The organism is Streptococcus dysgalactiae subsp. dysgalactiae (assembly GCF_900459225.1).
GTDB classification, from domain to species: domain Bacteria; phylum Bacillota; class Bacilli; order Lactobacillales; family Streptococcaceae; genus Streptococcus; species Streptococcus dysgalactiae.
On record NZ_UHFH01000003.1, the window covers coordinates 1,297,509 to 1,321,894 of the forward strand.

Consider the following 24,386-nt stretch of genomic DNA (forward strand, 5'->3'; position numbering starts at 1 on the left):
GTTGCTTTTTGTGACATTCCCAGGTCATGTGATTAGTGCGATACTTTTTTCTTGACAGCGTAGCCTAAAACCGAAATTAACATCATACCCAAGTAACCAAGCACGCTTTGTTTATCACCTGTCTTTGGTAGCGTCTTTTCAGCACCTGTAGCGTCTTTAAGTGTAACGGTACCATTAGGATTAACGTAGCCACCAAGGCTCTCAGGGGTAACGACTTGTGTACGGCCTGCTTGGTCACGAATAATCACCTGACTGTCCTTAGTACCGATAACTGTTTTGTCTGGTGTGACTGGAATCGGTTTAAAGACCACTTCACCTGTCGTGGTATCCACCTTTTCAATAATGTCTTTTGAGACATTATCTGGGACAAGCTCTTCTTTTTTCTTGTCTTCACTAGACTTAGGAGTTTCAGGTTTTACTTCTTCTTTAGGCTTTGTTTCCTCTTTAGGCGTTTCAGCCTGACCTGGGACAGTTTCTGGCTTGTCCTCTTTACCAGCTGATGGGGTGGTCGGATCCACAGGAACTGGTCGTTCTTCTCTTGGAGTTTCTGGCTCTTCTGGTTTTAAGGTGTCTAGTAGTTTTTCAGGTTGAGCAGGCGCAGGAGTGACCACTTCCGTTGAAGGAGCAGTCGGATCCACTGGCACTGGGGTCTCATCTGCGTAAGCAAGAGAGGTTGTGAGTAGGGCCACTGTGGTCGCTGTGAGGACACTAAGTAATTGTTTTTTTGTCATAAACGTTATTCCTTTCCTTTTCGGTGATACCCCCTACCGGTTAAACGTAGTGGGCTTTGTCGGTTGATTCTACGAGCCACTAAAGTATTTTGGGATTTGATGGTTCGTATCTGGTTTAAAATCTTTGGGTAAGGGATAATGACATCAATCTCTTTGAGGATGCCGTCCACATACCCTTTTGTCCTTCGAGTCGCATGTCTTGCTCTTAGAGTGATCAGTGTCCCATCTTCTAAGAGCGCGGTAGCGCCTCCTTGTTTTCCTAACTGTTTTAAGTCACTTAGGGTGACTACTGTTTCATTTTCATCAATCATTGGTTTCTCCTTGATGTTAGAAGGCTGAAATGAACAGCCATGCTGGAAGAGGTCTGTCACCTCTTCTCGGTAGTTTTGACACACGGTTTTTAGTCTAGGTACCGCAAACTCCTTCGCCTTAGAGGACAGGTCAAACTCTGGCTTTACGTTAAGTGGTCAGCACTAGCTATCCTTTTCTAGTTACAAACACCGCCCCCTTTTTTCTTTTATGCTTAGACCACGCTGATCAGGACAGTGGGGGTATTTAGTTGACAAAGGACTATGAGCTCGTTTACCCGCTCGAAGCAACAACTGTAGGCGAAGACTAAGGGATAAATCCACTCTAACAGTTGCTGGTTGGAGCAGATAAACTGCTCAGTTCATTAGCTTACTCGGCTTTCTTTTTAACAGAGACTAGGCCAAGGAGCGAGATGATAGTCATTCCTAATAGGCTTAAAAGTGATAAGGATTGCTCACCTGTCTGAGGAAGGCTACTTTGTGAAGTAGCGACAGTATCAAGAACCTTTTGATGGCCTTGCTTGACCATCGGTTGTGCACTAACAGAGGAAGTGTTCATTGTCTGTGATGATGTTTCTTCTGTTCTCACTGCTACAGCATCAGCCAACTGTGTTGTCCCAGACACGTAATCTGTTACATGTCCTACTTCATTGACCACAGGAACAGCTTCTTCTCCTTTAGCGTTAAAAGCATCAACCCTAGCTTTTTCATCACGATTGACTTGAGCAATAGCTTTGTTTTCTGCCATCGCTTGATCAATAGCTGTTGTGTTAGCTTCTTGTTTGGTTGTCGCTTCTATGACAGCTTGATAGGCTTTAAAGATGGCTTGATACTGTGCTGTTAGGTCAGCCTCTTTGGCTTGCAAGGTTTTTAAGGTCTCAAGTTCTTGTTCTAAACGAGCACTTGCTTCACTGAGAACCGCCTTAGCTTGGTTTACTTTGTCTTGACTGTCTTGTCTCAGTTTTGTCACTTGCTTAAGATTCGTCACATAAGCCTGTTTTTGGGTGAAGTCAGCCTTAGCCTGTTCAACTGCTTTTGTCGCACGGCCAAGATTTTCTTGAGCTACTGAAAGCACTTGAGTTAACTGTTCTAAGCTTTTCTCTTGAGTTGCTAGCTCCGTTTGAGCTTTAGCTAGGTCATCTTGTTTAAGGGTTAGATGTTCTTGAGCTTGCTTAAGATTAGCTGTTTTCGTTTCTAGGTCTTGTTCTGCTAATTTAGCCGTTTGTTTAGCCTTATCCAACATATCTTTGGCTGTGACTAAGTTAGCCTTAGCTGCAGCTAATTGTTCTTTGGCTTGTGAGGTTTGAGCAACAACTTGTTCTAAGGCTTCTACATTCGCTTCTGCTTGTTTAACAGCTTGCTTAGCTTCATCTAAGCCTTCATTAGCTACTGCTTTTGCCCTTTCGAGCTGTGCCATTTTTTGAGTTGTTATTTTAAAGAAAGGTACTCCAACCTCTGCTGTGTCAATAGCATCACGACTTTGTTCATTCCAAAGGTTAGCTACAGGATACCAACCAATATTTGCTTTTTCATATGGATCGTAGACATAAGTATTTCCATTTGAGTACCCACGCAAGACAATTTCATGACTATATTGTGGTCCCCAAGGACTAAATTTATTATTCTGTACTGCGGCCAAAACATGATGACCTGCTTGTAAAGCTGCAATAATAGTTGATTGACTATCTAAATGTGTTGAAGCAAAGCCATAATGATTAGTAGCAGCTACAAGTCCTTTACCGCTCGTGCCTCCATAATGTTTATTAAACTCATCTGTGTTATGCCATAAGTAATCAGCAATCTCAGTCGGTGTCACCTCTCTTTTAGCCAGCTCTGAAAAAACCATAGCCAAAGCACTAGGTACACAACCAGTTGCTGCAAAGGTTTGATTACCATAAGCTTTTTGCCACTCGTTATCTCTTTGGTTAAAGTAAGTGCCATTTTCAACAGGTTTGGTCAGACGCTCTGCTTCAATCGCAGCCATGACTTGTTCTAGAGTTGTTTGTTTTTCTGCTAACTCTTGTGACTTAAGGTCAAGCTCTTCTTTAGCATGACTCACATCAGACTCATGTTTTGCATCTGCTTCCTGAGCCTGAGAAACTTGTGTTTCTGCTTTCGTAACCGCTTCTTGAGCCTCTAACACTTTTTCTTCCGCTGCACTGACATCAACGGCTTGATTAGTTGTCGTGAAAGCTGCCTTAGCATGATCAACAGCTTGAGTAGCACTTGTCACTGCAGCTTCTTTCTCAACAACTGCTTGAGACGCTTTGACAACTGTTTCTTTTTGATGGTCAACTGCTGTTTGGGCTTTTGATTCAGCCTCTTGAACTGCTTCAAGTTGTGCTTGTGCATCAGTAACAGCATTTTGACTAGCCTCAGCCTCTTCTTGGGCTTTTGTTAGACCTTCTGGCGTTGCTTCACTGGCTAGTTTTTCGGCATCATTAACTGCTATTGTCGCATCAACTAAAGATTGTTGGGCTTGAGTTTTTTCTGCTTCAGCAGCTTTCACTGTAACTTCCTGATCCTTAACGGCTTGAGTGGCCTCATCAGCTTTTGCTTTGACATCAGCTACTTGATTTTCTGTCACTTCCGTATGTGTCACAACTTCAGCTGCTTTAGCTGGTCTTGTATTTGATAAATCATCTGCCTGCACAAGACCTGTGCCTGTCGATAAAGCTGCGACTGCTATTCCTGTTAATACTTTTGTTTGTTTCATTATTGTCTCCTTTAGTTTTGATTATTCTGATGTGTGATTAATTGTCAGTAACTGGCTTTGATAAGACTTGGAAAAAGGTTGACCAAACCTCCATGACAAAGTGCTTTTGACCATCTTTTTCGTAGTTGCGAGTTCGTAGCTCACCTTCAAGACTCATCAGAGTTCCTTTGTCGGTCCAACTAACAAGATTTTCAGCAGCTTTTCCCCAAATGATACAGGGAATGAAATCTGCCTCACTTCCTGACCCGCCTGCTTTCTTTTTACGGTTAATCGCTAGGGTAAAGCGAGCATAGGTTTTCTTATCAGGTGTTTGATAAAGTTCTGCTTTCTTGGTCAGTCGTCCAATTAAGTTTGTGTTATTCATTGGCTTCTCCTTTAGTTTCCATAAAGCATTTCAGCTTGTTTATGCGCTACGATTTTAGCCTCCAATCGCCGTTCTTCCTTGAGGTTTTCAAGCATCTTCATGAGATAAGCTAGAGGATGATCACAGTCATAAGGTACTCGCTCAATCATATCGATCACTTCATGACTTGTGATATACTCTTGTGTCAAGTACTGACCAATCATCATTTTTTGCTTATGCGTTAAACTATAATTTTGAGAATCTCCTGTAAAGAGGTCAATCTGACAAAACTTGCCGTTATACCTGTCCGCAATAACTTGTAAGAGGGAATAATATTTAGGCGGAACATACGTCACAGAATTTGCTTGAGAAGAGGTGTTATCAGTTTCAGTAGGTTGTGGCCATTCATCAGAATTGGGCACAGCCTTTCTAGAACTATTATTATCTTTACTAGAGTTAGTATTACTAGTATTAATATAATTCGGGTCAATATTTTTGACTGGCCCCGTCAATTTTTTTGACCCCCCCGGTAAACTATTTTTACTGGGGGTCTTTTGACGTTGTTCTTGTCTTTTTTGAAAGGCTTTCTCTTGGCGTTCAATACGTTCTTGTTTGTATTTTTCAGCATCATAGGTCATGACATTGCCTACATAAATACGATTAGCCACTTGTCCGTCCGCATTAGAATACTGATTAACTTCATAGATTAAGCCATAGTCCGCTAGAGCGTTTTTTAGCTTGATTGCTTTGGGTTTGGAGCAATTAAAATAACGTTGAATCTCCGCATTTGAAAACTGAATATAAACACGTCCTACTTCATCTACCCAACCATTCTTAGCAGAGAGTTCTAAACGATTCTTCATCATGCCATAAAGCGTTTTGCCATCTGATACCAAGTTTTGGTAATGAGTATCTTCCCAAAGTACCCAAGGCATCCTAAAAAAACTTTCAGATGTTTGCATTTGTTCTAGCGTAATCGCTGAAAATTGATCTAAACCAGTCATGGTGTCACCCCTCGAAAACTCTTAAATGAAAATTGCCATTACCAGAAAACTGAATCGTCTTTTCTACTTCTAGCCATTCTAAGGCTTTAAGGACTCTTTCTCTTGGCCAACCTGTTTGTTTCATGAGGTCGACGACCATCATATTTTTGGTTAATTGTGCCATCGAAGATTGTTTTGATGCCATAAATTCTCCTTCCCTTTCAACTCTCACCTTAGTATTCACATACTATTTTCTAATTGATTTACTTCTCTCAGGTTCCGTCTCTAGCATGTTGGTAGTATGGGTAAGTGCCGTGTTTATTTTTAGGACTCCGTTCATGAATGACTCCATCTCTCTCTACTTCTAAAAGCAAACTGGAGGAATTGTAATAATAGCCACTACACAGCCAAACTCTATTTAGGTCATCATACGGTGATTCTTTTACTTCTTCAGTAAAATCCTTAGTATCTTTAGCTACTACTTCTTCCTCGTTATCAAGATCTATTACTTCAAATATTTCTAAGGTGTCTATATCCATAACTATTTCTAAATTGTTTGACATTCATTAATACCTTTCTACTCGTTTAAAGCATAACTGCTCAAATTAGGGGTCAAGTGGTTACAAGTTTATCAATTGAGGCATTACTGAGAGAAATCACTTTATCCTTGGTTTCAATAATTATGACAAACGAAAAAGAGAACGATTTCTCGTTCTCTTAAGCTATAAGGATATTTAATTTTTTCGTTTCACAAAACTCTAGACACTTACCGTCCATATTTTTAGTCAAGCATTTGTGGTATAATGAAGAGATTAGAATTCAGAAAGGAGAAACCATGTCTTTTGACGGCTTTTTCTTACACCATTTAACCAAAGAATTAAAAGAGAGCTTGCTTTACGGGCGTATTCAAAAGGTCAATCAACCCTTTGAGCGCGAACTGGTTTTAACTATTCGTAACCACCGCCAAAATTATAAATTGTTATTGTCTGCTCATCCCGTTTTTGGAAGGGTACAAATCACCCAAGCAGACTTTCAAAACCCCCAAGTCCCAAATACCTTTACCATGATTATGCGCAAGTACCTTCAGGGTGCAGTCATTGAGCAGTTAGAACAGATTGAAAATGACCGTATTATTGAGCTTAAAGTGTCCAACAAAAATGAAATTGGCGATGCTATTCAAGCCACGTTAATTATTGAAATCATGGGGAAACACAGTAATATCATCCTAGTGGACCGTTCGGAAAATAAAATCATCGAATCCATTAAGCATGTTGGCTTTTCACAAAACTCTTACCGTACCATTTTACCAGGCTCTACCTATATTGAGCCTCCTAAAACAGGTGCTGTCAATCCTTTTACGATTTCTGATATGCCTTTATTTGAAATCCTTCAAACACAAGATCTATCTGTTAAAAGCTTACAACACTATTTTCAAGGATTAGGGCGAGACACTGCAAAAGAATTGGTTGAACTTCTGACAACAGATAAATTAAAACGGTTCCGTGAGTTTTTTGCTAGACCTACTCAAGCAAGTTTAACCAATACCTCTTTTGCACCAGTTCTTTTCTCAGAGAGCCAAGCAACGTTTGAGACTTTATCAGAGATGCTTGATCACTTTTATCAAGATAAAGCTGAGCGTGACCGTATCAATCAGCAAGCGAGTGACTTGATTCACCGTGTACAAAATGAACTAGAAAAAAATCGCAACAAACTAAGAAAACAAGAAGCTGAACTTTTGGCTACGGAAAACGCTGAGTTGTTCCGCCAAAAAGGTGAGCTGTTAACCACTTACCTCAGTATGGTTCCTAATAACCAGGACTCCGTGGTGTTAGACAATTATTACACAGGCGAAAAGATTGAGATTGCCTTAGACAAGGCACTAACACCCAATCAAAATGCTCAACGTTATTTTAAAAAATACCAAAAGCTAAAAGAAGCTGTCAAACACTTATCTGGATTGATTACCGATACCAAGCAAAGTATTGCGTATTTTGAGAGTGTGGACTACAATTTGTCCCAAGTAAGTATCGAAGATATTGAAGATATTCGGGAAGAGTTATATCAAGCTGGCTTTTTGAAAAGTCGCCACCGTGACAAACGACACAAACGTAAAAAGCCTGAGCAATACCTAGCTACAGATGGGAAAACCATTCTCATGGTTGGGCGTAACAACCTTCAAAATGAGGAGCTGACCTTTAAGATGGCTAAAAAAGGGGAACTCTGGTTTCATGCCAAGGATATCCCTGGAAGTCACGTCCTTATTAAGGACAACCTTGATCCAAGCGACGAGGTTAAAACGGACGCTGCCGAATTAGCAGCCTATTACTCTAAAGCCAGATTATCAAACCTCGTTCAGGTCGATATGATTGAAGCTAAAAAACTTCACAAACCAAGTGGCGCACAACCAGGATTTGTGACTTATACTGGACAAAGAACCTTGCGCGTAACACCTGACGAGGATAAAATCCTCTCCATGAAATTACAATAAGGCTTAACAGACTAAAAACAGTCCTCTGATGGGAAATGACTCCCAGATAGAGGACTGTTTTGTTATTCTAATAATTGATCATTTAGATGGTCTAAAAATGCTTGCATATTGACATCATCAGGCACCTGATTGAGATAATGGGTAGTCACCTTAACTGACTTAGTCAGCTCACCGAATTCTCTCAATAGATAAGCATAGTCTTGTAAAAATTCCGGATTTTCTGCTAAATCTTCCGCAATTTCCTTATAGAGAGACAAGGTTTTTTCTTCTTGCTCCAAGGCATGATAAGCTTTGGCAATCGTCCATTTAGTCAAAACATTGTCAATAGTATCATAGTCAAGCGCAACAACGTCTTCAAAACGATTCGCTTCAAAATAAAGCGTGGCCAGTCGCATCAGAATCTCTTCATCATCATCTGCTACTTCATTAGCTTGAAGAAGATAACGTTCAGCATTTTGACTATCATGTAGCTCATAAGACAATTGTGACGCTAACAATAATAAGTGACTGTCAAATGCATTTTTGCGAAGTCCTTGTTGGGCCAAACGCAAGGCATCTTGTGTTTTATGTTCCTCATGAAGGCTCAAGGCATAACCATATTCATAACCAGGAAAATCAGGGTTAATGGTCTCCAACTGTTTGAAATATAAGTTAGCTTTTTGGTAATTCTCTTGATCATATAAGAGGGTAGCCAGTTCAAAAACAGCTTCATCTTTATACTCAATCGCTACTGCTTTTTCTAAAAATTCGATGGCTACCTCAAATTTACCTAAACTGGCATAGGCTCGTCCAATGCGTTGGTAAGTAGAAATGCCTGTCAATTCAAGAATATGACGATTATCTAACTGCGCATAGTAATCAATAGCTTCCTTAAAATACTGTAAGGACATGTCAATTTCTGCCAAGCCAAAAATAATCAATGGCTCTGGGCTGATCGCTGCTGCTTGAAGTAATTTCTCGCGCGCCACATCTGTCAACCCTTCCATATCATAGAGGTCAGCCATGACTAAAAGAGCTGACAAATAATCGGGACTGTCTTTTGGAATCTTGTCCAAATAGAGAAAAGCTTCTTCCATAGCATCATCTTCAGCAGCGATTTGCGCCAAATTAATATTAAGTTCAGGATAGTCATCAGCCAATTGTAGGTAAAGACGTTTGGCATGTGGCAAAAAACCAATACTTTCTAAATATTCTCCGAGTGCAATCAAGGTTTCCTCATCATCTTCTTTCAAAGCCTTTTGAAAATATTTCTCCGCATGTGCTAAGTCTTGTTGGTCCAAGGAAGCAATCATTTTTTCACTACTCAACATGGTCAGTAACCTCCTCAACCACTAGGACTTCTTCATCATACAGGCCGCTAACTTTTTGATACCAGTCAAACAATTCTTTCACCACAACCTTGACAGAAGCATAAATCGGAATGACTAAGAAGACACCCCAAACGCCAAACATTGATCCTGCAGTCAACAATAAGAACATGATCGTAATCGGATGAATGCTCAGCTTATTTCCAAGAACAAGCGGTGCCACAAAACGGCCTTCAATGGTTTGCTCAATCATAAAAATCACAAGAACTTTGACTAACATCAACGGCCCCTGCACCATAGCCATAATAATGACAGGAATCATGGCTAGAAAACTCCCTAAGTAGGGAATCATATTGAGAAAGCCTGCGATGATCCCGAACGTAATGGAATATTTAAGACCTACAAGACTAAACATGATAGAAAACATAAAGCCGACAACAATAGCCACCGTTACTTGTCCTTGAACATAGCCTGATAATTGCTTGTTAATATCCCCCAATACCCGGGCCATAGGCACACGTAATTTAATTGGTAAAACATTAACCAAACCATTTTTCATCTTGCCACTATCTCGTAAAAAATAAAAAAGAATAAAAGGTGAAATAATGATGGCAACGGTAATTCGAGCAATGGCACCTGCAAAATTACCAGCCCAGTCAATGGCATTTTTTGAAAAGCTTTGCGCATAATCAAGAGCTTTTTGGCTGGTATTAGCAAGCATATCCTGTAACTGAGGCTTGTAGCTAACTAGCCATTCATTTTCAAGAAGTTTATTAGCTTCGTTGTTGACCTTACCAACATATTTTGGGAGATCTTCAATAAAGCTGGTAAGTTGAGTCTGTACCATTGGCACAAACCCTGAAATCGCCCAGACAAAGAGTAAAATGATTAAGCCAAATACAATAAATATAGAGGTTGTCCGACTAGGACCCAAACGATTAATCAAGTCAACGAGGGGCTTGGTTAAATAATACAGAATGGTTGAAATGACCAAGGGTAACATGATGACCGCAAAAAAAGAAATCACTGGAGTAAACAAAAACGAAATTTTCGTAAAGACAAAAATCGTTAGAAAAACTAAAAGGGTGATTACAAGGGCCATCACTGCTTGATTATTTAAAATCCACTTATAAAACAAACTATCTGTTTTAGAGGTGTTGGGTGTTAAGGGCATTAAGATAAGGTTCCTTTCTGTTGAAAACTAAAGGGGATGTAAACAGTACTCAGTCATAAAAGGTGACGGATTTCTCAATAAGTTGGTTAGTTTCATTGTAGGTAAATTTGGCAGAAAAAAAGGGGCAATCCTCTAAAATCCATTTAAAAATGTCATAATCCCCTTCCCATGTCGGTTTTTCCAATACTTGTTCGTAAGGCACCCATTCCAAGGTTCCCTCTCGTGAGTCAGCATCCGAAATAAGCTCCCCTTCAAATCCTGTTACTTTAAAAACATAGGTATACCAATCATGACCTGGTGTGAATTCTGGAAAAGTAATGATTCCTTTAAAAGCCATCTCTGTAACGGTCAAATGGGTTTCCTCTAGAATCTCACGACGGGCACACTCATCTGGAGTCTCCCCTGCTTCAAGCTTGCCTCCTACTGAAATCCACTTCCCTTCGTGGACATCATTTTCTTTTTTATTGCGGTGTAATAATAGCAAGGACTCGCCATTATCAATATAACAAATAGTTGCCAATTGGGTCATCTGTCTCTTTCCTTTCCATCTTTGTTTCTATTATACCAATCTCTGAAAAATATGCTATTATTTTATGATTGGAACAAGCGTTGAATCAAGCAAGGTAACAGAGAGATGATGCCTTTCACTCTTTCAACGCAAACACTTGCTAAAAAAAGAGTCTTATGATTAAATGAAAGCAACTTAAGAAAGAGAGGAAAAGAAATGAACCCACAAGAATTATTTGAGCACATCAAGGAATTAATCGCTAAAAAAGATTTTGCAGCTGCTAAAACCTTTCTTGAGGACCATAAAGAAAAGTTAGGAGACTACTTTGACAAAGCCAAAACAATGCTGGAAGGCAATGATATGGTCAATGATGCTCTCAAGAAAGTAAAAGGCCTGTTTGGCAAATAAGAAATCTTATTCAAAAAGAAAGAGGAAAAGAGCAGCCTCAAAAATCTCTGGTTTTTAAAGGCTAATCTTGCCTCTTTTTTGATATCTTTATTTAACCATTCGCAATGAATAAAAGGGTAATAAGTTTGGTGACCACATGTATACTGATAGGGACTATTAAACGATTGGTTTTGTAGTAGGAATAAGCAAAAACAAGGCCACTTGCCATATATAAAAACTATGTATCCAACTCGTGGTGTAATGCATGCCTGCAAAAAGCCAAGCGGAAACTATTATTGCTACATATGGGTACTTAGGCAAGATATATCGCATCACTAACCCACGCATGACAAGTTCTTCCAAAAATGGATTTAAGATAACATATACAAGAATCAATTGGGGCTAGGAAGTTTGAAAAAGACTTTGATTTAAGAGGACTTGATTAGCAGTTTCTCCAATTGGTAACCATTCTGACACCATTTGAATAACTTGGTTGGCGACAAGTCCTGCTAATAGCACCCAGATAAATGACTTCTGCCATTTTCCTTCAGTGAAAAAACGCATGCCACAGGCATTAAAAATTCCGTAAACGCTGATTGCCCACAATACCTGCCCTATAATAAGAGGCAGCGAGGTTGTGTTTAAGAATTCTTGGTAGGGCACCGTGCCAGGTTCCACATTTTGATAGACTATCGGTATAAGAGCCACTGCTAACTGATCAACAATAATCGTCACTATATGGTAAAAAATAAGTAATCCTAATCCAAAATACCATTTGATTGGAGAATCTTTTCCTCCTTGCCAACTTAACTCTTGTTCTAAAAGGTGTTTAAACAGACTCTCTCCTTCGCATTTTCCTCACTTCTAGAACTCTATTGTATCGTATTACTATTACAATAACAACGAACTACTACTATTCCCTTTTTACGATTGAGAAAGACTATTTGAGCTATGGAAAACAAAATAGCAAAACCCCTTAGCGATAGGGCTTCCCGCATCACTAAGGGGTATGTTCTCTCTAAACCTTATTTTTGGATAACTGTTTGAGTCTTGGCATAATTGGCCTCAACAGCTTCCTTATCAGCTTTCCACCAATCTTCGTGATCTGTATACCATTTGATGGTATCTTCTAAACCTTCTGAGAAATTGGTAAACTGTGGCTCCCAGCCAAGCTCCTCACGAAGCTTAGTAGAGTCAATAGCATAACGCAAATCATGACCGGCACGATCAGTCACATGATCATAAGCATCTTTAGGTTGCCCCATCTTCTCAAGAATAAGTTCAAGCACTTCCTTGTTATTTTTTTCACCATCGGCACCTATCAGATAAGTTTCCCCAATTTGACCTTTTGTCAAGATTGCCCATACTCCTGTAGAATGATCATTAGTATGAATCCAATCACGGACATTTTTCCCTTCACCGTATAATTTTGGCTTGATGCCTGATAAAATATTGGTGATTTGGCGAGGAATAAATTTCTCAATGTGCTGGTAAGGTCCGTAGTTATTGGAACAATTTGAAATGGTTGCTTTCACACCGAAAGAACGCACCCAAGCTTTAACAATAAGGTCTGAAGCAGCCTTAGTTGAAGAATAAGGTGAGCTTGGATTGTAGTTCGTATCCGCTGTAAATTTTTCACCTGGTCCCTCACCATGTCCTGGAAGATCTTCGCGCAAAGGAAGATCTCCATAAACTTCATCTGTTGATACATGGTGGAAACGAATATTGTAGTGACGCGCAGCCTCTAACAAGGTATAGGTGCCAATAAAATTCGTGTGAATAAAGGGACTTGGATCGTTGAGAGAATTGTCATTGTGGCTTTCAGCCGCGTAATGCACAATCGCATCCGCTTTTGCGGCTAATTCATTAACCAATTCTGCATCGACAATATCTCCAACTACCAACTCAACGCGATCCCCTAAAATTTCTTCAATATTAGCTCTATTCCCAGCGTATGTTAATTTGTCAAGGACCGTCACATGTACCTCTGGATGATTGTTATAGACATAGTGTACAAAGTTAGAACCGATGAAACCTGCCCCACCGGTTACGATAATATTTTTATACATAAGATACAAAGGGACCTTTCGTTTCCGAAAAAATCTATTAAAAGTAAATAACTCTAAGGGAGATGTTACTCCTAAAAAGGTATCTCTTTTCTAAGATTTGAGTCCCATGTTCAGCTCAAAGAGAGAAACTGAACTTTCCTTTCATCATTTTTAGTTGTGGCTTGTTGCCTGAAATAGAGAAGACTAACTTCCCCTCATATCCGTCTCAAATGATTAATTCCAATCATCTGAGTATGTTATTTCCTTATAAGTCTTCTGGTTTCAGTGGTTTGACATCACTAAGAAGAGGATGGTTTTTATCTGCTTCGGAAACTTCTGCAGCTGCTAGATTTTCCCAAGTAATCCCAAGACTTGGGTCAGCATAGTTTACAAAAGCATACTTAGGTTTCAAGTCAAGAGCCCAGTAGTCATTGACAAGATAACTGTAAGAGACAGTCTCTGAAAGAACTTGGAAGCCGTTAGCAACCCCTCTAGGAACAAAAATTCCTTTCGAAGCATCAATCACTGTCTGGTAGACGTTTCCAAATGTGTCTCCCTCACGAAGATCAACCCAAGCTCCTAAAACCTTGCCATCATCAGCAACTGAGATGTATTTATCCCAAGGTTCAGCATGAAGTCCACGTAGCACATGCTGACGTGAAAAAGAAACGTTGTTTTGTAGTTTTCCTTCCTCAAAAAAATGTTCTGGAAAGCCAATTGGCAGCATTTTTTCTTTTTGGAAATTTTCTTTAAACCAGCCACGATTATCCCCACGAACAGGAATATCAAACTCTAATAAGCCTGGGATTTCTTTGATTTCTCGGCAAGCCAATGGTTTGTCAAAAAAAGTTTCTGTCATTAAGCTTCTCCAATCAAACGAAGCAAGTATTGCCCGTATTCGTTTTTCTTTAAAGACTGCGCCAATTCATGGACATCTTCTTTACTGATGTAACCCATGCGATAGGCAATTTCTTCCAGATTTGCCACTTGAGCGTTTTGCAAACGTTGAACTGTTTCAATATATTGAGCCGCTTCAAGAAGACTTTCATGCGTTCCAGTGTCTAGCCATGCAAAACCACGCCCCATCAATTCAACGGAGAGGTCACCACGATCCAAGTAAGCCTTGTTGACGTCTGTAATTTCCAACTCACCACGCGCACTTGGTTTAATGTTTTTAGCAATTTCTACCACGTCATTGTCATAGAAATAAAGTCCAGTCACTGCAAAGTGGGACTTAGGCACTTCTGGTTTTTCTTCGATAGAGATAGCATTCATCTTCTCATCAAATTCCACCACTCCAAAGCGCTCAGGGTCCTTCACTTGATAACCAAAAACGGTGGCTCCTTTTTCTTTGGCAGCTGCCTTTTGAAGCATTTTAGTGAGGCCATTACCATGGTAAATATTATCTCCTAAAATAAGAGCAACACGGTCATCACCAATAAATTCCTCTCCAATAATGAAAGCTTGTGCTAAACCATCTGGGCTTGGCTGTTCCTTATAGGATAAGTTAATGCCAAATTCTGACCCATCCCCTAGTAATTCTTCGAAACGAGGAAGATCTTGAGGGGTTGAAATGATTAAAATATCTTTAATCCCTGCCAACATCAAGGTTGACAATGGGTAATAAATCATTGGTTTGTCATAAATGGGCATCAACTGTTTAGATGCGGCACGAGTCAGTGGATACAAGCGTGTCCCTGAACCTCCTGCAAGAATAATACCTTTCATACGTAGTGCTCCTATTCTTCTATATACCCTATTATTCTATCATTTTTTGAAAGCAGTGTCACGCTTTACCAGTAGACCGCCAAAGGTAAGGATCAGGGGAATAGTCGCTAGCCGTTAAAAGTCCTTCGTATCCTAGCAATAATTGAGCTAATTCATAGCCAATCAAAGGTCCAACTGTTAATCCCGATGACCCTAAACCACTAGCTGTATAAAGGTTCTTCAATCCTGGAACCTGACCATAAAAAGGAGAATAATCACTGGTATAAGCTCTTATCCCTACACGACATGATTTTTGATTAGCTTCTTTTAATAACGGCAAATAAGCGAGAGCTTGCATTTCAAGTTTTTTTAAGACCTGCCAATCAGGCTCCAAATCATAACCTTTATCATTTTCATGACTCGCACCAACAGAAATCTTACCTTGATTAAAAGGAATAAGGTCTATTCCACCTTCTGGCATAACAACGGGATAATTGTCGCTGATGACATGATGAACGCCATAATCCAAGAGTTGTCCCTTTTGTGGTCGCACATCAACCTGATAACCTAAAGGCATCAATAAGTCAGGTAACCATGCTCCTGCTGCCAGAATGACCTGATCAAAATAATGACCAGCAATCTCATACCCACTTCCTTGCTGTTTCAGAGTGACTTTCTGCCGAATAACAGGGTAACCACTAGCCTTGAGTAACGTCTCACATAAAGTAGCCCCTTCAACCCTAGCAGCTCCTGAAGCGTACAGACAACTGTCAAAACCAACTAAGCCTGGAAATGCCTCTTGTATCTCCTCACGTTTTTTTACTTCCAAATGACCGATTAAAGGAGATTCTTCTTGTCTACTTAAAGCTAATTGATAAAGATCTTTTAACTTCTCCTCTTGCTTTTTTAATAAGTAAATCCCATTTTGCTGGTAAAAATCCGTTGCAAAGCCATCAGTCTGTAAGTCGCTGACTAACTGTTGATAAAAATCGGCTCCTAAACGAGCCATGCGGTACCAAACTTTATTGCGACGCTTTGAAAACCAAGGACTAATAATACCAGCAGCAGCCTTAGTAGCTTGTCCTTGACCATGGTCAAAAAGAGTAACTTCTTTTTGACCACTTTGTTGTAAATAATAAGCAGCGGTTGATCCTACAATCCCCGCCCCAATAATGGCTATTTTCATCTGTTTATCCTATCCTAATGCGACATCCATCACCATCATAATCACGAAACCTAGCATTAAACCTAGGGTTGCCACGTCTGTGTTACCGTTGGTTTGCGATTCTGGAATCAATTCTTCCACCACCACAAAAATCATAGCCCCTGCTGCAAAAGATAGGGCATAAGGCAAAACCGAAAGCATCAACAAGACCAAGGCTGCTCCTACAACAGCCCCAATTGGCTCCACAATAGCTGACATAGCACCTCAATAAAAAGCTTTTAAACGTGACTTGCCATCAGCACGAATAGGAATAGATAAAGCTGCACCTTCTGGGATGTTCTGCAACCCAATACCAATCGCTAATCCTAAAGCGCCTAACAAGGCTGATGTTAAGGCCTTACCATAAGCCAAGGCTCCAAAAGTCACCCCAACTGCCAAACCTTCTGGAATATTGTGAATCGTAATGGCTAAAAACAACAGAGCTGTCTTAGACAATTTTTTAGGTGGCTGCAAACCTTCCACATCTGAGACCTCTTTGTCGAGATGTAAATGCGGTACAATGGCGTCTATGGATCTAATAAAAAGACCACCAAGTAAAAAACCAAAAGCCGCTGGAAACCAAGACCAAATACTACCGTCAGCCTTTGCATAGGCAATAGATGGTTCTAAAAGCGACCAAAAAGATGCCGCAATCATGACACCAGCCGCAAAGCCCATCATAATATCTAATAATTTATGACTAATGTTCCTGAAAAAGAAGACGATAGCCGCTCCTAAAATAGTACAACCCCAAGTAAAAAGTCCGGCTAAAAATGCTAGTAATACTAGATTTTGTGATAATAGCCAATCCATCTTAATTCCTCAATCTCCTACAAATGGCTAAACGGATTGGTTGAAGCTTCACTTGAAATAATGCTGACATCCCAATCGTTCTCTTCTTTCCAGCCTTGGAGTTTCTCCCTTATTTTCTCCGTAAACAGCACTTCAATGTGATGCCCCGGGTCAATTCCCATTACCCCTTCTGTCAGCATCTCCTGTGCTGTATGATAATAAATATCCCCTGTGATGTATACATCTGCACCTTTTTGTAAGGCAGCAGGATAAAAATCATCACCACTTCCACCACAAATGGCAACCTTTGACACCAAAGGATTTGCTTTATCGTAGCGCACGATCCGCACCGCATCTAAGTTAAAGATTCGTTTGACTTTACTTGCCAATTCTTCTAACGATTGCTGCTCAACAGTTCCGATACGACCGATGCCAAACCCCTCTTTTGTTTCAGATAGATCAGTCGTCTCCTTGATTTCGAGCAGATCACAAAACCAATCGTTTAGCCCACCTGGTACAATATCAATGTTGGTATGGCTGACATACACAGCAATATCATGCTTAACCAAATTTAGAAGAATATCACGCTGAGGTGAAGAGACAAGGTCTTTAACCCCTTTGTAAATCGGAGCATGCTTGGTAATGATTAAATCAACACCTTTGGCAATAGCCTCAGCTACGGTTTGTTCACGGATATCTAAGGTAACCATAACTTTGTGGATATCCTTATCAAGACTACCAATTTGTAACCCACGCACATCCCCCTCCATCGAAAGATTTAAGGGACAAAAGGCTTCGTAGGCATCAATTAGGGTTCTAGCTTTCATGTTTGATCACCTCTTCTATTTGGTTGATTTTTTGTTGAATAGCTGCGCGGTCATCCCGATTAGTTTCTGGAACACAGGACAAGGCGTAAGCTAACTTCTCCAGCTCTCGCTGCCATTTTCCAATAAAAACAGCCGATTGTTCACGACTTAAGAAGGGGCCGAATCGTAAGTCATTGGCTGATAGTTTCTGGCTGCCAGGCTCAGCTACGATAATTTCATAATATTTGTCATTTTCAGTCATAATCGTTTCGGCAACTATCCTAAAAGCGTTAGCTGATAACCAGGTCCGTAAATCATCCTCTCTGTTATTAGGTTGCAAAATCAGGCGTTCAATGCCCTGCAATTTTTCCTTACCTGCTTCTAAAATATCAGCAATTAAACGCCCTCCCATACCACAAATGGTAATGGTTGTTACGTGGTCAACCTCTTCAAAAGCTGCTAATCCATTAGCTAAACGAACCTCAACCTGCTCGCAAAGACCTGACTGACTAACATTTTTAAGAGCAGACTCATATGGTCCTTTGACCACTTCACCAGCGATAGCTGCAGAAATCTGATTGCTCTCCACTAAAAATATAGGAAGGTAGGCATGGTCGCTGCCAACATCTAAAAGCTTGGCCCTTTTAGGAACATATGCTGCAACTTGGGCTAAACGGTTTGATAAATGACTTTCCATCTTGACTTCTTTCTAAATTGTAATGCTTTTATTATAGCAAAATTCTCATCATAACAAAAGAAAGCCCAAGATTAGGCTTTCTTTTTCCCATAAGTATCCTTATAGTATTTGCAATAAGTTTGGACGGGACAAATCGCACATTTTGGATTTTTAGCCAAGCAATGATAGCGACCAAAGAAAATCAAACGATGATGCGTGATAATCCAATCTTTTTTAGGGATTTTAGCCATCAAATCTTGCTCAATCTCAGTCACATCTGCATTAGGAGCTGACACATTCAAGCGTTTGGCAACCCTTGAGACATGAGTGTCTACTGCAATTGCTGGCACACCATATACTTCTGCCAAGACAACATTAGCGGTTTTACGACCGACTCCTGGCAAAGATTCTAGTTCTTTGTGTGTTTTTGGCACTTGACCACCAAAGTTGGTTAACATAGCTTGAGCTGTCTTAATGATATTTTTAGCTTTATTTTTATAGAGGCCGATGGTTCGCAGACAATTTTCAACATCAGTCACATTTGCAGAGGCTAAATCTTCTATTTCAGGATATCTAGCCCAAAGGGCTGGTGTGACTTTATTAACTGCTTTGTCAGTAGTCTGTGCTGATAGAATCACAGCAATTAAAAGTTGAAACGGAGTTTCCCAATCCAACTCCCCTTTAGCTTCCGGGAACATCTCAGCAATTAAGGCTAAAACTTTACGTAAGCGTTCCTTTCCTATTTTCATGAGTCACTCCAAAGGTTCATGGCTGCCAAAAAATCATCAGACACGTTTACTTGAGAAGCATTCTGATCTTCTCTTGCCCGTTTACGCTCTTCTACTTGTCTAAGGTTAACAATGCCTTCTTTTCGCCAATTGCGTAAGATAGCTTGAATGTATTTCCAATTGGTTTTACCATTGAAAACAGCTTCTTTGAGGGCCTCTCGAATCAAGTCTGGATCTGTTTTAGCCTCACGAAGGGATTTTTCCAAATCTTCTAACTCGAAAGGACTCAAAAAACGCCCTAATTCTCGTTCAAACTCATCAACTAACTGTTTGAAATGATTAGGTTCTGTTTGATGTTCAGAATTGGTAGAAGTTTGACTAGCCAATAGTTGATCTAGTTTTGCCAAGACTGGACTAGCGTCAAAAATAATCTCAATCTCACCAGCCAACTCAATGGTTTTCATATCCAAGAGTTCTTGACTCGTCAAAGATGAAATGACCTTGTTAATGTCTGCAACTGATTTACCAAGGGCATTAGCAATCTGACTAGGCGCTAAATCATCACGCTTTGTCGTATTTTGCAAATAGAAAAATTGCCAGACCAAAAAATCATCTGAGCTCTTAAAAATATCTTTGTAATGAAAAAGCAAGGCACTTGGAAGGACCAAGTTACCTGACTTATAATGTTCTAAAAAACTCATAATTCCTCTATCAAGAGACTAAGATAATCTCTGTATCGTTTGCTACTTCACTGATTTCAGAAACCTAAACTCGTTCAATTGACTAATCTATTCTACTCGACTCGAAAAGAGCAAAGCCAATATGCTTATTTTGTAACAGGAAACTTTCTAAGTTGTCACTTTCATATCCCTTTACTACATGCTCTCTTCTAGTACTTTTTTGAGCCGTGTTTTTTATTATCCAGGAAATTGCATTAAGACTTTGCAATCATAGTCGTCAATCGCATCACGGCCGTTTAAACCATCCAACTCAATAAGGAAAGCACAACCTGCAACCACACCACCAAGTTGTTCAATCATGTCGATAGTTGCTTTTACTGTCCCACCAGTTGCTAATAAATCATCAACAATCATCACACGTTGACCTGGTTTGATAGCATCTGAGTGCATGGTTAAGGTATCAAGACCGTATTCTTTTTCATAATCAGCGGACACCACATCTCTTGGCAATTTACCCGGCTTACGAACAGGTGCAAATCCGATACCAAGTTCTACTGCTACAGGGCAACCTATGATAAAGCCACGCGCTTCTGGGCCGACAATCATATCAATGTCTTTGTCACAAGCATACTGAGCAATTTCACGAATAGCGTAGCTATATGCTTTCCCATCCGCCATTAAGGGGGAAATGTCACGGAAAGTGATACCCTCTTTAGGGTAGTTTTCAATTGATGCAATGTAATTTGTTAAATCCATAATTAATTCTTTCTAGTGGCAAGCTGCCAAAAATAAAATACTCTTCATTATATCACGAAAACTTTTTTTCGTAAAATAAGACTTTTACCTATTACCTTATTAACGCGTTAACTCTTATCTGAAGGCAGGTATGATTATGGTTTCGAATTGATTAAATAATCATACATTTCTTGAGGACTGGCCAAGGCCATGATTTCTTGGAACTTCACGAGTTCTTTTAGCTCTTGGTAGATACGACTCTCAGAAATATCTCGCTTTTGCGCTTGCGGGTTAACTGTCATCAGGCCATCTTCAATCGTCACAAAAGCTAACTCTTCAAAAATCTGAATGAGCTTAATCAATAAAAGTTTGTCAATGTTTAAGTAGCGACTCAAGTCAGTCAATTTATGACGCACATCAAATTTTGGAAATTGGTAAATGGTTTTATAGAGTTTAGCAAACTGTTCACGACTTCCAAAACCTGTTAGGTAATAGGGGTGCTTAATCTGATTTTTAAAATAAATGGCATCGAAGGTTCTATCAGCGAACTGATGACGCCAGTCTTTAAAAGATTCCGGAAGCTCCTTAATAACAATAACTGTTGCATTGGGATCTTCCTCAATCGTCGGAATACCTTCGGGTAGTTTAGCTGTTTTTGACCGTAAATCAAGCAACTGCACTCCTTCAACACGGGCGTCAACCAACATTAGTTGAAGACTGGTATTGCCATTCCAGTGGTTGACGGATAAAGTTACCGCTAACTCTAAACCAGTAGCTTGTTGAAAGTCTTGTAGTTGGCTTCCTTGACCAAAAGCCAGAACATCAAAGGAGGTCTTACCCTGACTGACTTTGAATTTAAGATGACTCTGGTCTTGACCCATGGTACGCGCTTGACTAACTTTAATATCCTTAACATAAAAGATTGGCTTAGGATGATCCATCCCATAGGGGGCTAGTTTGTCCAAACTCTTTAAAGTATCAAGACTAAGATCCTCCAAAGACAGCCTTTCATCAATAGTTAACGTATTTTTAGCAGTCTGATCTAAGCCATGTTCTATCACAAACTGACAAAGCAAGTCCGATAAAGCTTCTAAATTATCCACGGGTAAAGTCATCCCAGCTGCACCAGCATGTCCACCGAAGGCTGTAAAAAGATCACGATTCCCACTCAAGGCTTCAAAAATATTAATGGCCTCTAAACTTCTGGCCGAGCCTTTCGCAAAACCGTTATCAATAGCTAAGACAATAACCGTCTGTCCAATGGCTTCCATAATGCGACCCGCTACAATACCTAGCACACCTGGATGCCAACCAGCTTGAGCTAAGACTTGAACTGGTTTTTGAGGATCCACCATAGCCATCGCTTGATCAAAAATGTCTTGGACCAAAGCCTTACGCTCTTCATTTTTTTCCTTAATCATCAAGGCAATCGCTTGGGCTTCTTGATCATCAAAGCCCGTCAGTAGCTCGATGGCTGGATTAGGATTATCTAAACGACCTAAGGCATTCAACTGGGGAGCAATCTGAAACCCAACAGCATCTTCCGTAAATTGGTCCAAATCAATAGGAGACAAGGACATCAGTTCCTGCAACCCCACTCTTTCAGTGTGTTTTAGCATGGTCAAGCCATTTTTGACCAAGACACGGTTTTCACCTGTCAAGCTTACCATATCAGCAATGGTTCCAATAGCTACTAAGTCTAGACAGTCTGTTGGCAAACTTTCTAGCAAAGCAGTTGCTAATTTAAAGGCAACGCCACAGCCAGCTAAGTGTTTAAAAGGATAGTCAGCATCGGGATGCTCAGGGTGAATGATAGCAAAGGCTTCTGGCAATTCTTCAGGCAGGCTATGATGGTCAGTTACAATGACATCAATTCCCTGTACCTGGGCATAGCTAATCGCTTCGTGCCCAGCTACTCCATTATCCACTGTTATAATTAAGGAGACAGCCTCCTGCTCAATAAAGTACTTATAAACACTTTGGTTGGGGCCGTAGCCATCTGTAAAGCGGTTGGGAAGATAAACCAAAGGCTCTGCTCCCATCATGTCTAAGGCTTCTTTGACAATGGATGCCGACGTCATGCCATCAGCATCATAGTCGCCGTAAATCAAAATCTGCTCACCATCTTCAATGGCTTGACGAATCCTTAACACAGCTTTTTCCATATCATGTAGCAAATAAGGGTCATGCAGTTGAGATAAGTCCGCTGTTAAAAACTCATCTAAGGCTTCTTCAGTCCTTATCCCTCGCTCGTAAATCAACTGAGCGGCGGTCTGGGACAGGCCCTTTGCTTTTGCTAGCTTAAAGAAGCCATCATCTGGCTTCTTGTCTTCTATTTTCCAACTATATTTGGATTTAATCATTTATAATTAAATACCTTTCTTGCAAGATAATCGGAGAGTTTCGGGAAAAGAGTGTAGAATTGATGAGTTACCGCTAGAATAAAGGGCATATTCAATTCTCGTTTATTTTTCCCGATAATGGAAACCAAGCGCTTAGCCACTTGATTTGGTTGAAGAGTAAATTTACCAACGCTTTCCAAATAATGGCCAGACGGATCTGCTTGGTCAAAAAACTTGGTGGCAATGGGACCTGGATTAACGGTGGTCACGTAAACACCTTTATCCGCTAATTCTAAGCGAAGGGCATTGGAAAATCCGATAAGAGCAAACTTAGTCGCCGAATAAATACTCGATTTAGCGGATGCAATCAAGCCTGCCATGGACACAATGTTAATAAGATGGCCTTGTCCCTGCTCTGCCATTTGCTGACCAATCAAGCGAGCAAAGTGAATACTTGCTAGGGTGTTAACCTGAAACATATCAGCTATTTCTTGGGCGGGAAACTCTTCAAAACCTTTGAAAGCTCCATAGCCAGCATTATTAATCAAAACATCCACACGGCCATAACGCCGGTAAATCTGGGCAACCATCTCCTCAATGGCTTCTGGAGAGGTAATGTCCACTTCAAGGCATTCTTTGTTGTCAATATACCTGTAACAATGTTCTAAGCGCTCTTTACTACGCCCTAAAAAAATCAATCCATCTTCTTTAGGCAACTGTTTAACAATTTCTTGAGCTAGTCCTCCTGAAGCTCCTGTCATAACAATAATTCTTTGTGCCATTAAATAATCACTTCCTCTAAATCTCTGACCACCTTAACAGGCTCAAATATGGTTGCGGCATCCTTTTCCATTTGGCGACAATCACGTCCTAAAAAGCGGGCAGAGACGTGATTAAGTAGGAGGCGTTTAGCGCCTGCTTCATGAGCGATTTGCGCTGCCTGCATGTTAGTGGAATGGCCATGGTTTCTAGCGATACGCTCGTCACCCTTACCATAGGTTGATTCGTGAACCAAAACATCCGCATCTTTAGCGAGTTTAACACTAGCAGACGTTTTTCGCGTATCACCAATAATGGTAATAATTTTACCTTTTTTAGGGGCTGAAATAAAATCTTTAGCACAAATCAGACGACCGTCTTCGAGCTCAACATCCTGTCCATTTTTAATCTTGCCAAACAAGGGTCCAAAAGGAACACCTGCTGCCTTTAAGGCTTCAGCATCCAAGGTACCTTCTAAGTCTTTTTGAACCACTCGATAGCCCATGCAAAAGATAGTGTGTGCCAGGCGCTCTGCATAAACTTCAAACTTATCTGTTTCCATAATTTTGCCAAGAGATTTCTCATCAAATTCATGAAAGTGTATGATGTAGGGAAGGCGAGACCCTGACATTTTCAAACTGGTCAGGACATAGGTTTTGATACCCACAGGGCCGTAAATATCAAGATCTGTTTGCTCTTCACTAGCCTGAAACGCACGGCTGGACAAGAATCCTGGTAAGCCAAAAATATGATCGCCATGCAAGTGGGTGATAAAAATCTTTTTAATTTTGCGAGGTTTGATGGTCGTCTCTAAAATTTGTCTTTGGGTTCCTTCACCACAATCAAACATCCAAACTTCATTGATTTCGTCTAAGAGTTTCAATACTAGACTTGACACATTGCGCTGTTTGGCAGGTTGACCGGCTCCGGTTCCTAAAAATTGTAATTCCATTCAGTCTATTCT

24 protein-coding genes and 3 pseudogenes are annotated in these 24,386 nt (G+C 40.3%); 2 read left to right on the top strand and 25 right to left on the bottom strand.

The window, feature by feature from the left end; translation table 11 throughout:
• Positions 1 to 32: 32 nt before the first annotated feature.
• The 7 genes and pseudogenes from DYD17_RS06785 to DYD17_RS06815 form a co-directional block, all read right to left on the bottom strand.
• Complete coding sequence (locus DYD17_RS06785; RefSeq protein WP_115276431.1) at positions 33 to 731, bottom strand: LPXTG cell wall anchor domain-containing protein; 699 nt, start codon at positions 729 to 731, stop codon at positions 33 to 35.
• A gap of 5 nt (positions 732 to 736) precedes the next feature.
• Positions 737 to 1,042, bottom strand: a complete 306-nt coding sequence (locus tag DYD17_RS06790; protein WP_115276432.1) for a hypothetical protein — start codon at positions 1,040 to 1,042, stop codon at positions 737 to 739.
• A gap of 367 nt (positions 1,043 to 1,409) precedes the next feature.
• Complete coding sequence (locus DYD17_RS06795; RefSeq protein ID WP_115276433.1) at positions 1,410 to 3,755, bottom strand: C39 family peptidase; 2,346 nt, start codon at positions 3,753 to 3,755, stop codon at positions 1,410 to 1,412.
• A 37-nt stretch (positions 3,756 to 3,792) separates the two neighbouring features.
• The gene (gene ssb / locus DYD17_RS06800) at positions 3,793 to 4,119 is read right to left on the bottom strand and encodes a single-stranded DNA-binding protein (RefSeq protein WP_115276434.1); all 327 of its coding nucleotides are present in this window, start codon (positions 4,117 to 4,119) and stop codon (positions 3,793 to 3,795) included.
• 11 nt (positions 4,120 to 4,130) lie between these two features.
• Positions 4,131 to 5,102, bottom strand: a complete 972-nt coding sequence (locus DYD17_RS06805) for a replication initiator protein A (protein WP_115276435.1) — start codon at positions 5,100 to 5,102, stop codon at positions 4,131 to 4,133.
• Positions 5,103 to 5,106: 4 nt separating this feature from the next.
• Positions 5,107 to 5,286: a hypothetical protein gene (locus DYD17_RS06810; protein WP_115276436.1), complete on the bottom strand. Its 180-nt coding sequence runs from the start codon at positions 5,284 to 5,286 to the stop codon at positions 5,107 to 5,109.
• 70 nt (positions 5,287 to 5,356) lie between these two features.
• Positions 5,357 to 5,644 (bottom strand): annotated as a pseudogene (locus DYD17_RS06815) (hypothetical protein); the annotation flags it as partial.
• Between the two features lie 272 nt (positions 5,645 to 5,916).
• Here DYD17_RS06815 and DYD17_RS06820 point away from each other — a divergent pair.
• On the top strand, positions 5,917 to 7,569 hold the full coding sequence (locus DYD17_RS06820; RefSeq protein WP_115252937.1) for an Rqc2 family fibronectin-binding protein: 1,653 nt from the start codon (positions 5,917 to 5,919) through the stop codon (positions 7,567 to 7,569).
• Between the two features lie 62 nt (positions 7,570 to 7,631).
• Here DYD17_RS06820 and DYD17_RS06825 read toward each other — a convergent pair whose 3' ends face one another.
• The 3 genes from DYD17_RS06825 to DYD17_RS06835 are packed head-to-tail and all read right to left on the bottom strand — an operon-like array spanning position 7,632 to position 10,579.
• Positions 7,632 to 8,879: a tetratricopeptide repeat protein gene (locus tag DYD17_RS06825; protein ID WP_115252938.1), complete on the bottom strand. Its 1,248-nt coding sequence runs from the start codon at positions 8,877 to 8,879 to the stop codon at positions 7,632 to 7,634.
• Positions 8,869 to 10,050: an AI-2E family transporter gene (locus DYD17_RS06830; protein WP_115252939.1), complete on the bottom strand. Its 1,182-nt coding sequence runs from the start codon at positions 10,048 to 10,050 to the stop codon at positions 8,869 to 8,871. Before DYD17_RS06830 ends, DYD17_RS06825 begins: the two co-directional genes overlap by 11 nt.
• 49 nt (positions 10,051 to 10,099) lie before the next feature.
• Positions 10,100 to 10,579 carry an NUDIX hydrolase gene (locus tag DYD17_RS06835; RefSeq protein WP_003051220.1) on the bottom strand — a complete coding sequence of 160 codons (480 nt, stop codon included), beginning with the start codon at positions 10,577 to 10,579 and terminating at the stop codon, positions 10,100 to 10,102.
• A 195-nt stretch (positions 10,580 to 10,774) separates the two neighbouring features.
• On the opposite strand from DYD17_RS06835, the gene DYD17_RS06840 reads away from it, so the two are divergent.
• Positions 10,775 to 10,966 carry a hypothetical protein gene (locus tag DYD17_RS06840; protein ID WP_003051223.1) on the top strand — a complete coding sequence of 64 codons (192 nt, stop codon included), beginning with the start codon at positions 10,775 to 10,777 and terminating at the stop codon, positions 10,964 to 10,966.
• Positions 10,967 to 11,057: 91 nt separating this feature from the next.
• Here the strand turns inward: DYD17_RS06840 and DYD17_RS11190 are convergent.
• From DYD17_RS11190 to rnz, 15 genes and pseudogenes are all read right to left on the bottom strand, one after another.
• Positions 11,058 to 11,341 (bottom strand): annotated as a pseudogene (locus DYD17_RS11190) (CPBP family intramembrane glutamic endopeptidase).
• 6 nt (positions 11,342 to 11,347) lie between these two features.
• Positions 11,348 to 11,608 (bottom strand): hypothetical protein, encoded by a 261-nt coding sequence (locus DYD17_RS11195; RefSeq protein WP_226323812.1) that lies wholly within the window; start codon positions 11,606 to 11,608, stop codon positions 11,348 to 11,350.
• A 362-nt stretch (positions 11,609 to 11,970) separates the two neighbouring features.
• Positions 11,971 to 13,014 (bottom strand): dTDP-glucose 4,6-dehydratase, encoded by a 1,044-nt coding sequence (gene rfbB, locus DYD17_RS06850; RefSeq protein ID WP_003051229.1) that lies wholly within the window; start codon positions 13,012 to 13,014, stop codon positions 11,971 to 11,973.
• A 244-nt stretch (positions 13,015 to 13,258) separates the two neighbouring features.
• Positions 13,259 to 13,852 (bottom strand): dTDP-4-dehydrorhamnose 3,5-epimerase family protein, encoded by a 594-nt coding sequence (locus DYD17_RS06855; RefSeq protein WP_115252941.1) that lies wholly within the window; start codon positions 13,850 to 13,852, stop codon positions 13,259 to 13,261.
• Positions 13,852 to 14,721, bottom strand: coding sequence for a glucose-1-phosphate thymidylyltransferase RfbA (gene rfbA, locus DYD17_RS06860; protein ID WP_003051238.1), 870 nt, complete (start codon positions 14,719 to 14,721; stop codon positions 13,852 to 13,854). Before rfbA ends, DYD17_RS06855 begins: the two co-directional genes overlap by 1 nt.
• A 58-nt stretch (positions 14,722 to 14,779) precedes the next feature.
• Positions 14,780 to 15,886, bottom strand: coding sequence for an NAD(P)/FAD-dependent oxidoreductase (locus DYD17_RS06865; protein WP_003051240.1), 1,107 nt, complete (start codon positions 15,884 to 15,886; stop codon positions 14,780 to 14,782).
• A gap of 9 nt (positions 15,887 to 15,895) precedes the next feature.
• Positions 15,896 to 16,717 (bottom strand): annotated as a pseudogene (locus DYD17_RS06870) (ZIP family metal transporter).
• Between the two features lie 17 nt (positions 16,718 to 16,734).
• A complete protein-coding gene (locus DYD17_RS06875; RefSeq protein ID WP_003051243.1) occupies positions 16,735 to 17,523 on the bottom strand; it encodes a Nif3-like dinuclear metal center hexameric protein in 789 nt (262 codons plus the stop codon).
• Positions 17,513 to 18,199, bottom strand: a complete 687-nt coding sequence (locus DYD17_RS06880; protein WP_003051245.1) for a tRNA (adenine(22)-N(1))-methyltransferase — start codon at positions 18,197 to 18,199, stop codon at positions 17,513 to 17,515. Before DYD17_RS06880 ends, DYD17_RS06875 begins: the two co-directional genes overlap by 11 nt.
• Before the next feature lie 71 nt (positions 18,200 to 18,270).
• The gene (gene nth, locus DYD17_RS06885; RefSeq protein ID WP_003051247.1) at positions 18,271 to 18,927 is read right to left on the bottom strand and encodes an endonuclease III; all 657 of its coding nucleotides are present in this window, start codon (positions 18,925 to 18,927) and stop codon (positions 18,271 to 18,273) included.
• Positions 18,924 to 19,607, bottom strand: a complete 684-nt coding sequence (locus DYD17_RS06890) for a DnaD domain-containing protein (protein ID WP_115252942.1) — start codon at positions 19,605 to 19,607, stop codon at positions 18,924 to 18,926. Before DYD17_RS06890 ends, nth begins: the two co-directional genes overlap by 4 nt.
• A gap of 216 nt (positions 19,608 to 19,823) precedes the next feature.
• Positions 19,824 to 20,342 (bottom strand): adenine phosphoribosyltransferase, encoded by a 519-nt coding sequence (locus DYD17_RS06895; protein WP_003051253.1) that lies wholly within the window; start codon positions 20,340 to 20,342, stop codon positions 19,824 to 19,826.
• 134 nt (positions 20,343 to 20,476) lie between these two features.
• On the bottom strand, positions 20,477 to 22,684 hold the full coding sequence (gene recJ / locus DYD17_RS06900; RefSeq protein ID WP_003051256.1) for a single-stranded-DNA-specific exonuclease RecJ: 2,208 nt from the start codon (positions 22,682 to 22,684) through the stop codon (positions 20,477 to 20,479).
• Positions 22,681 to 23,445: an SDR family NAD(P)-dependent oxidoreductase gene (locus DYD17_RS06905; protein ID WP_115252943.1), complete on the bottom strand. Its 765-nt coding sequence runs from the start codon at positions 23,443 to 23,445 to the stop codon at positions 22,681 to 22,683. Before DYD17_RS06905 ends, recJ begins: the two co-directional genes overlap by 4 nt.
• Positions 23,445 to 24,374 (bottom strand): ribonuclease Z, encoded by a 930-nt coding sequence (rnz, locus tag DYD17_RS06910; protein ID WP_115246119.1) that lies wholly within the window; start codon positions 24,372 to 24,374, stop codon positions 23,445 to 23,447. Before rnz ends, DYD17_RS06905 begins: the two co-directional genes overlap by 1 nt.
• Positions 24,375 to 24,386 lie beyond the last annotated feature (12 nt).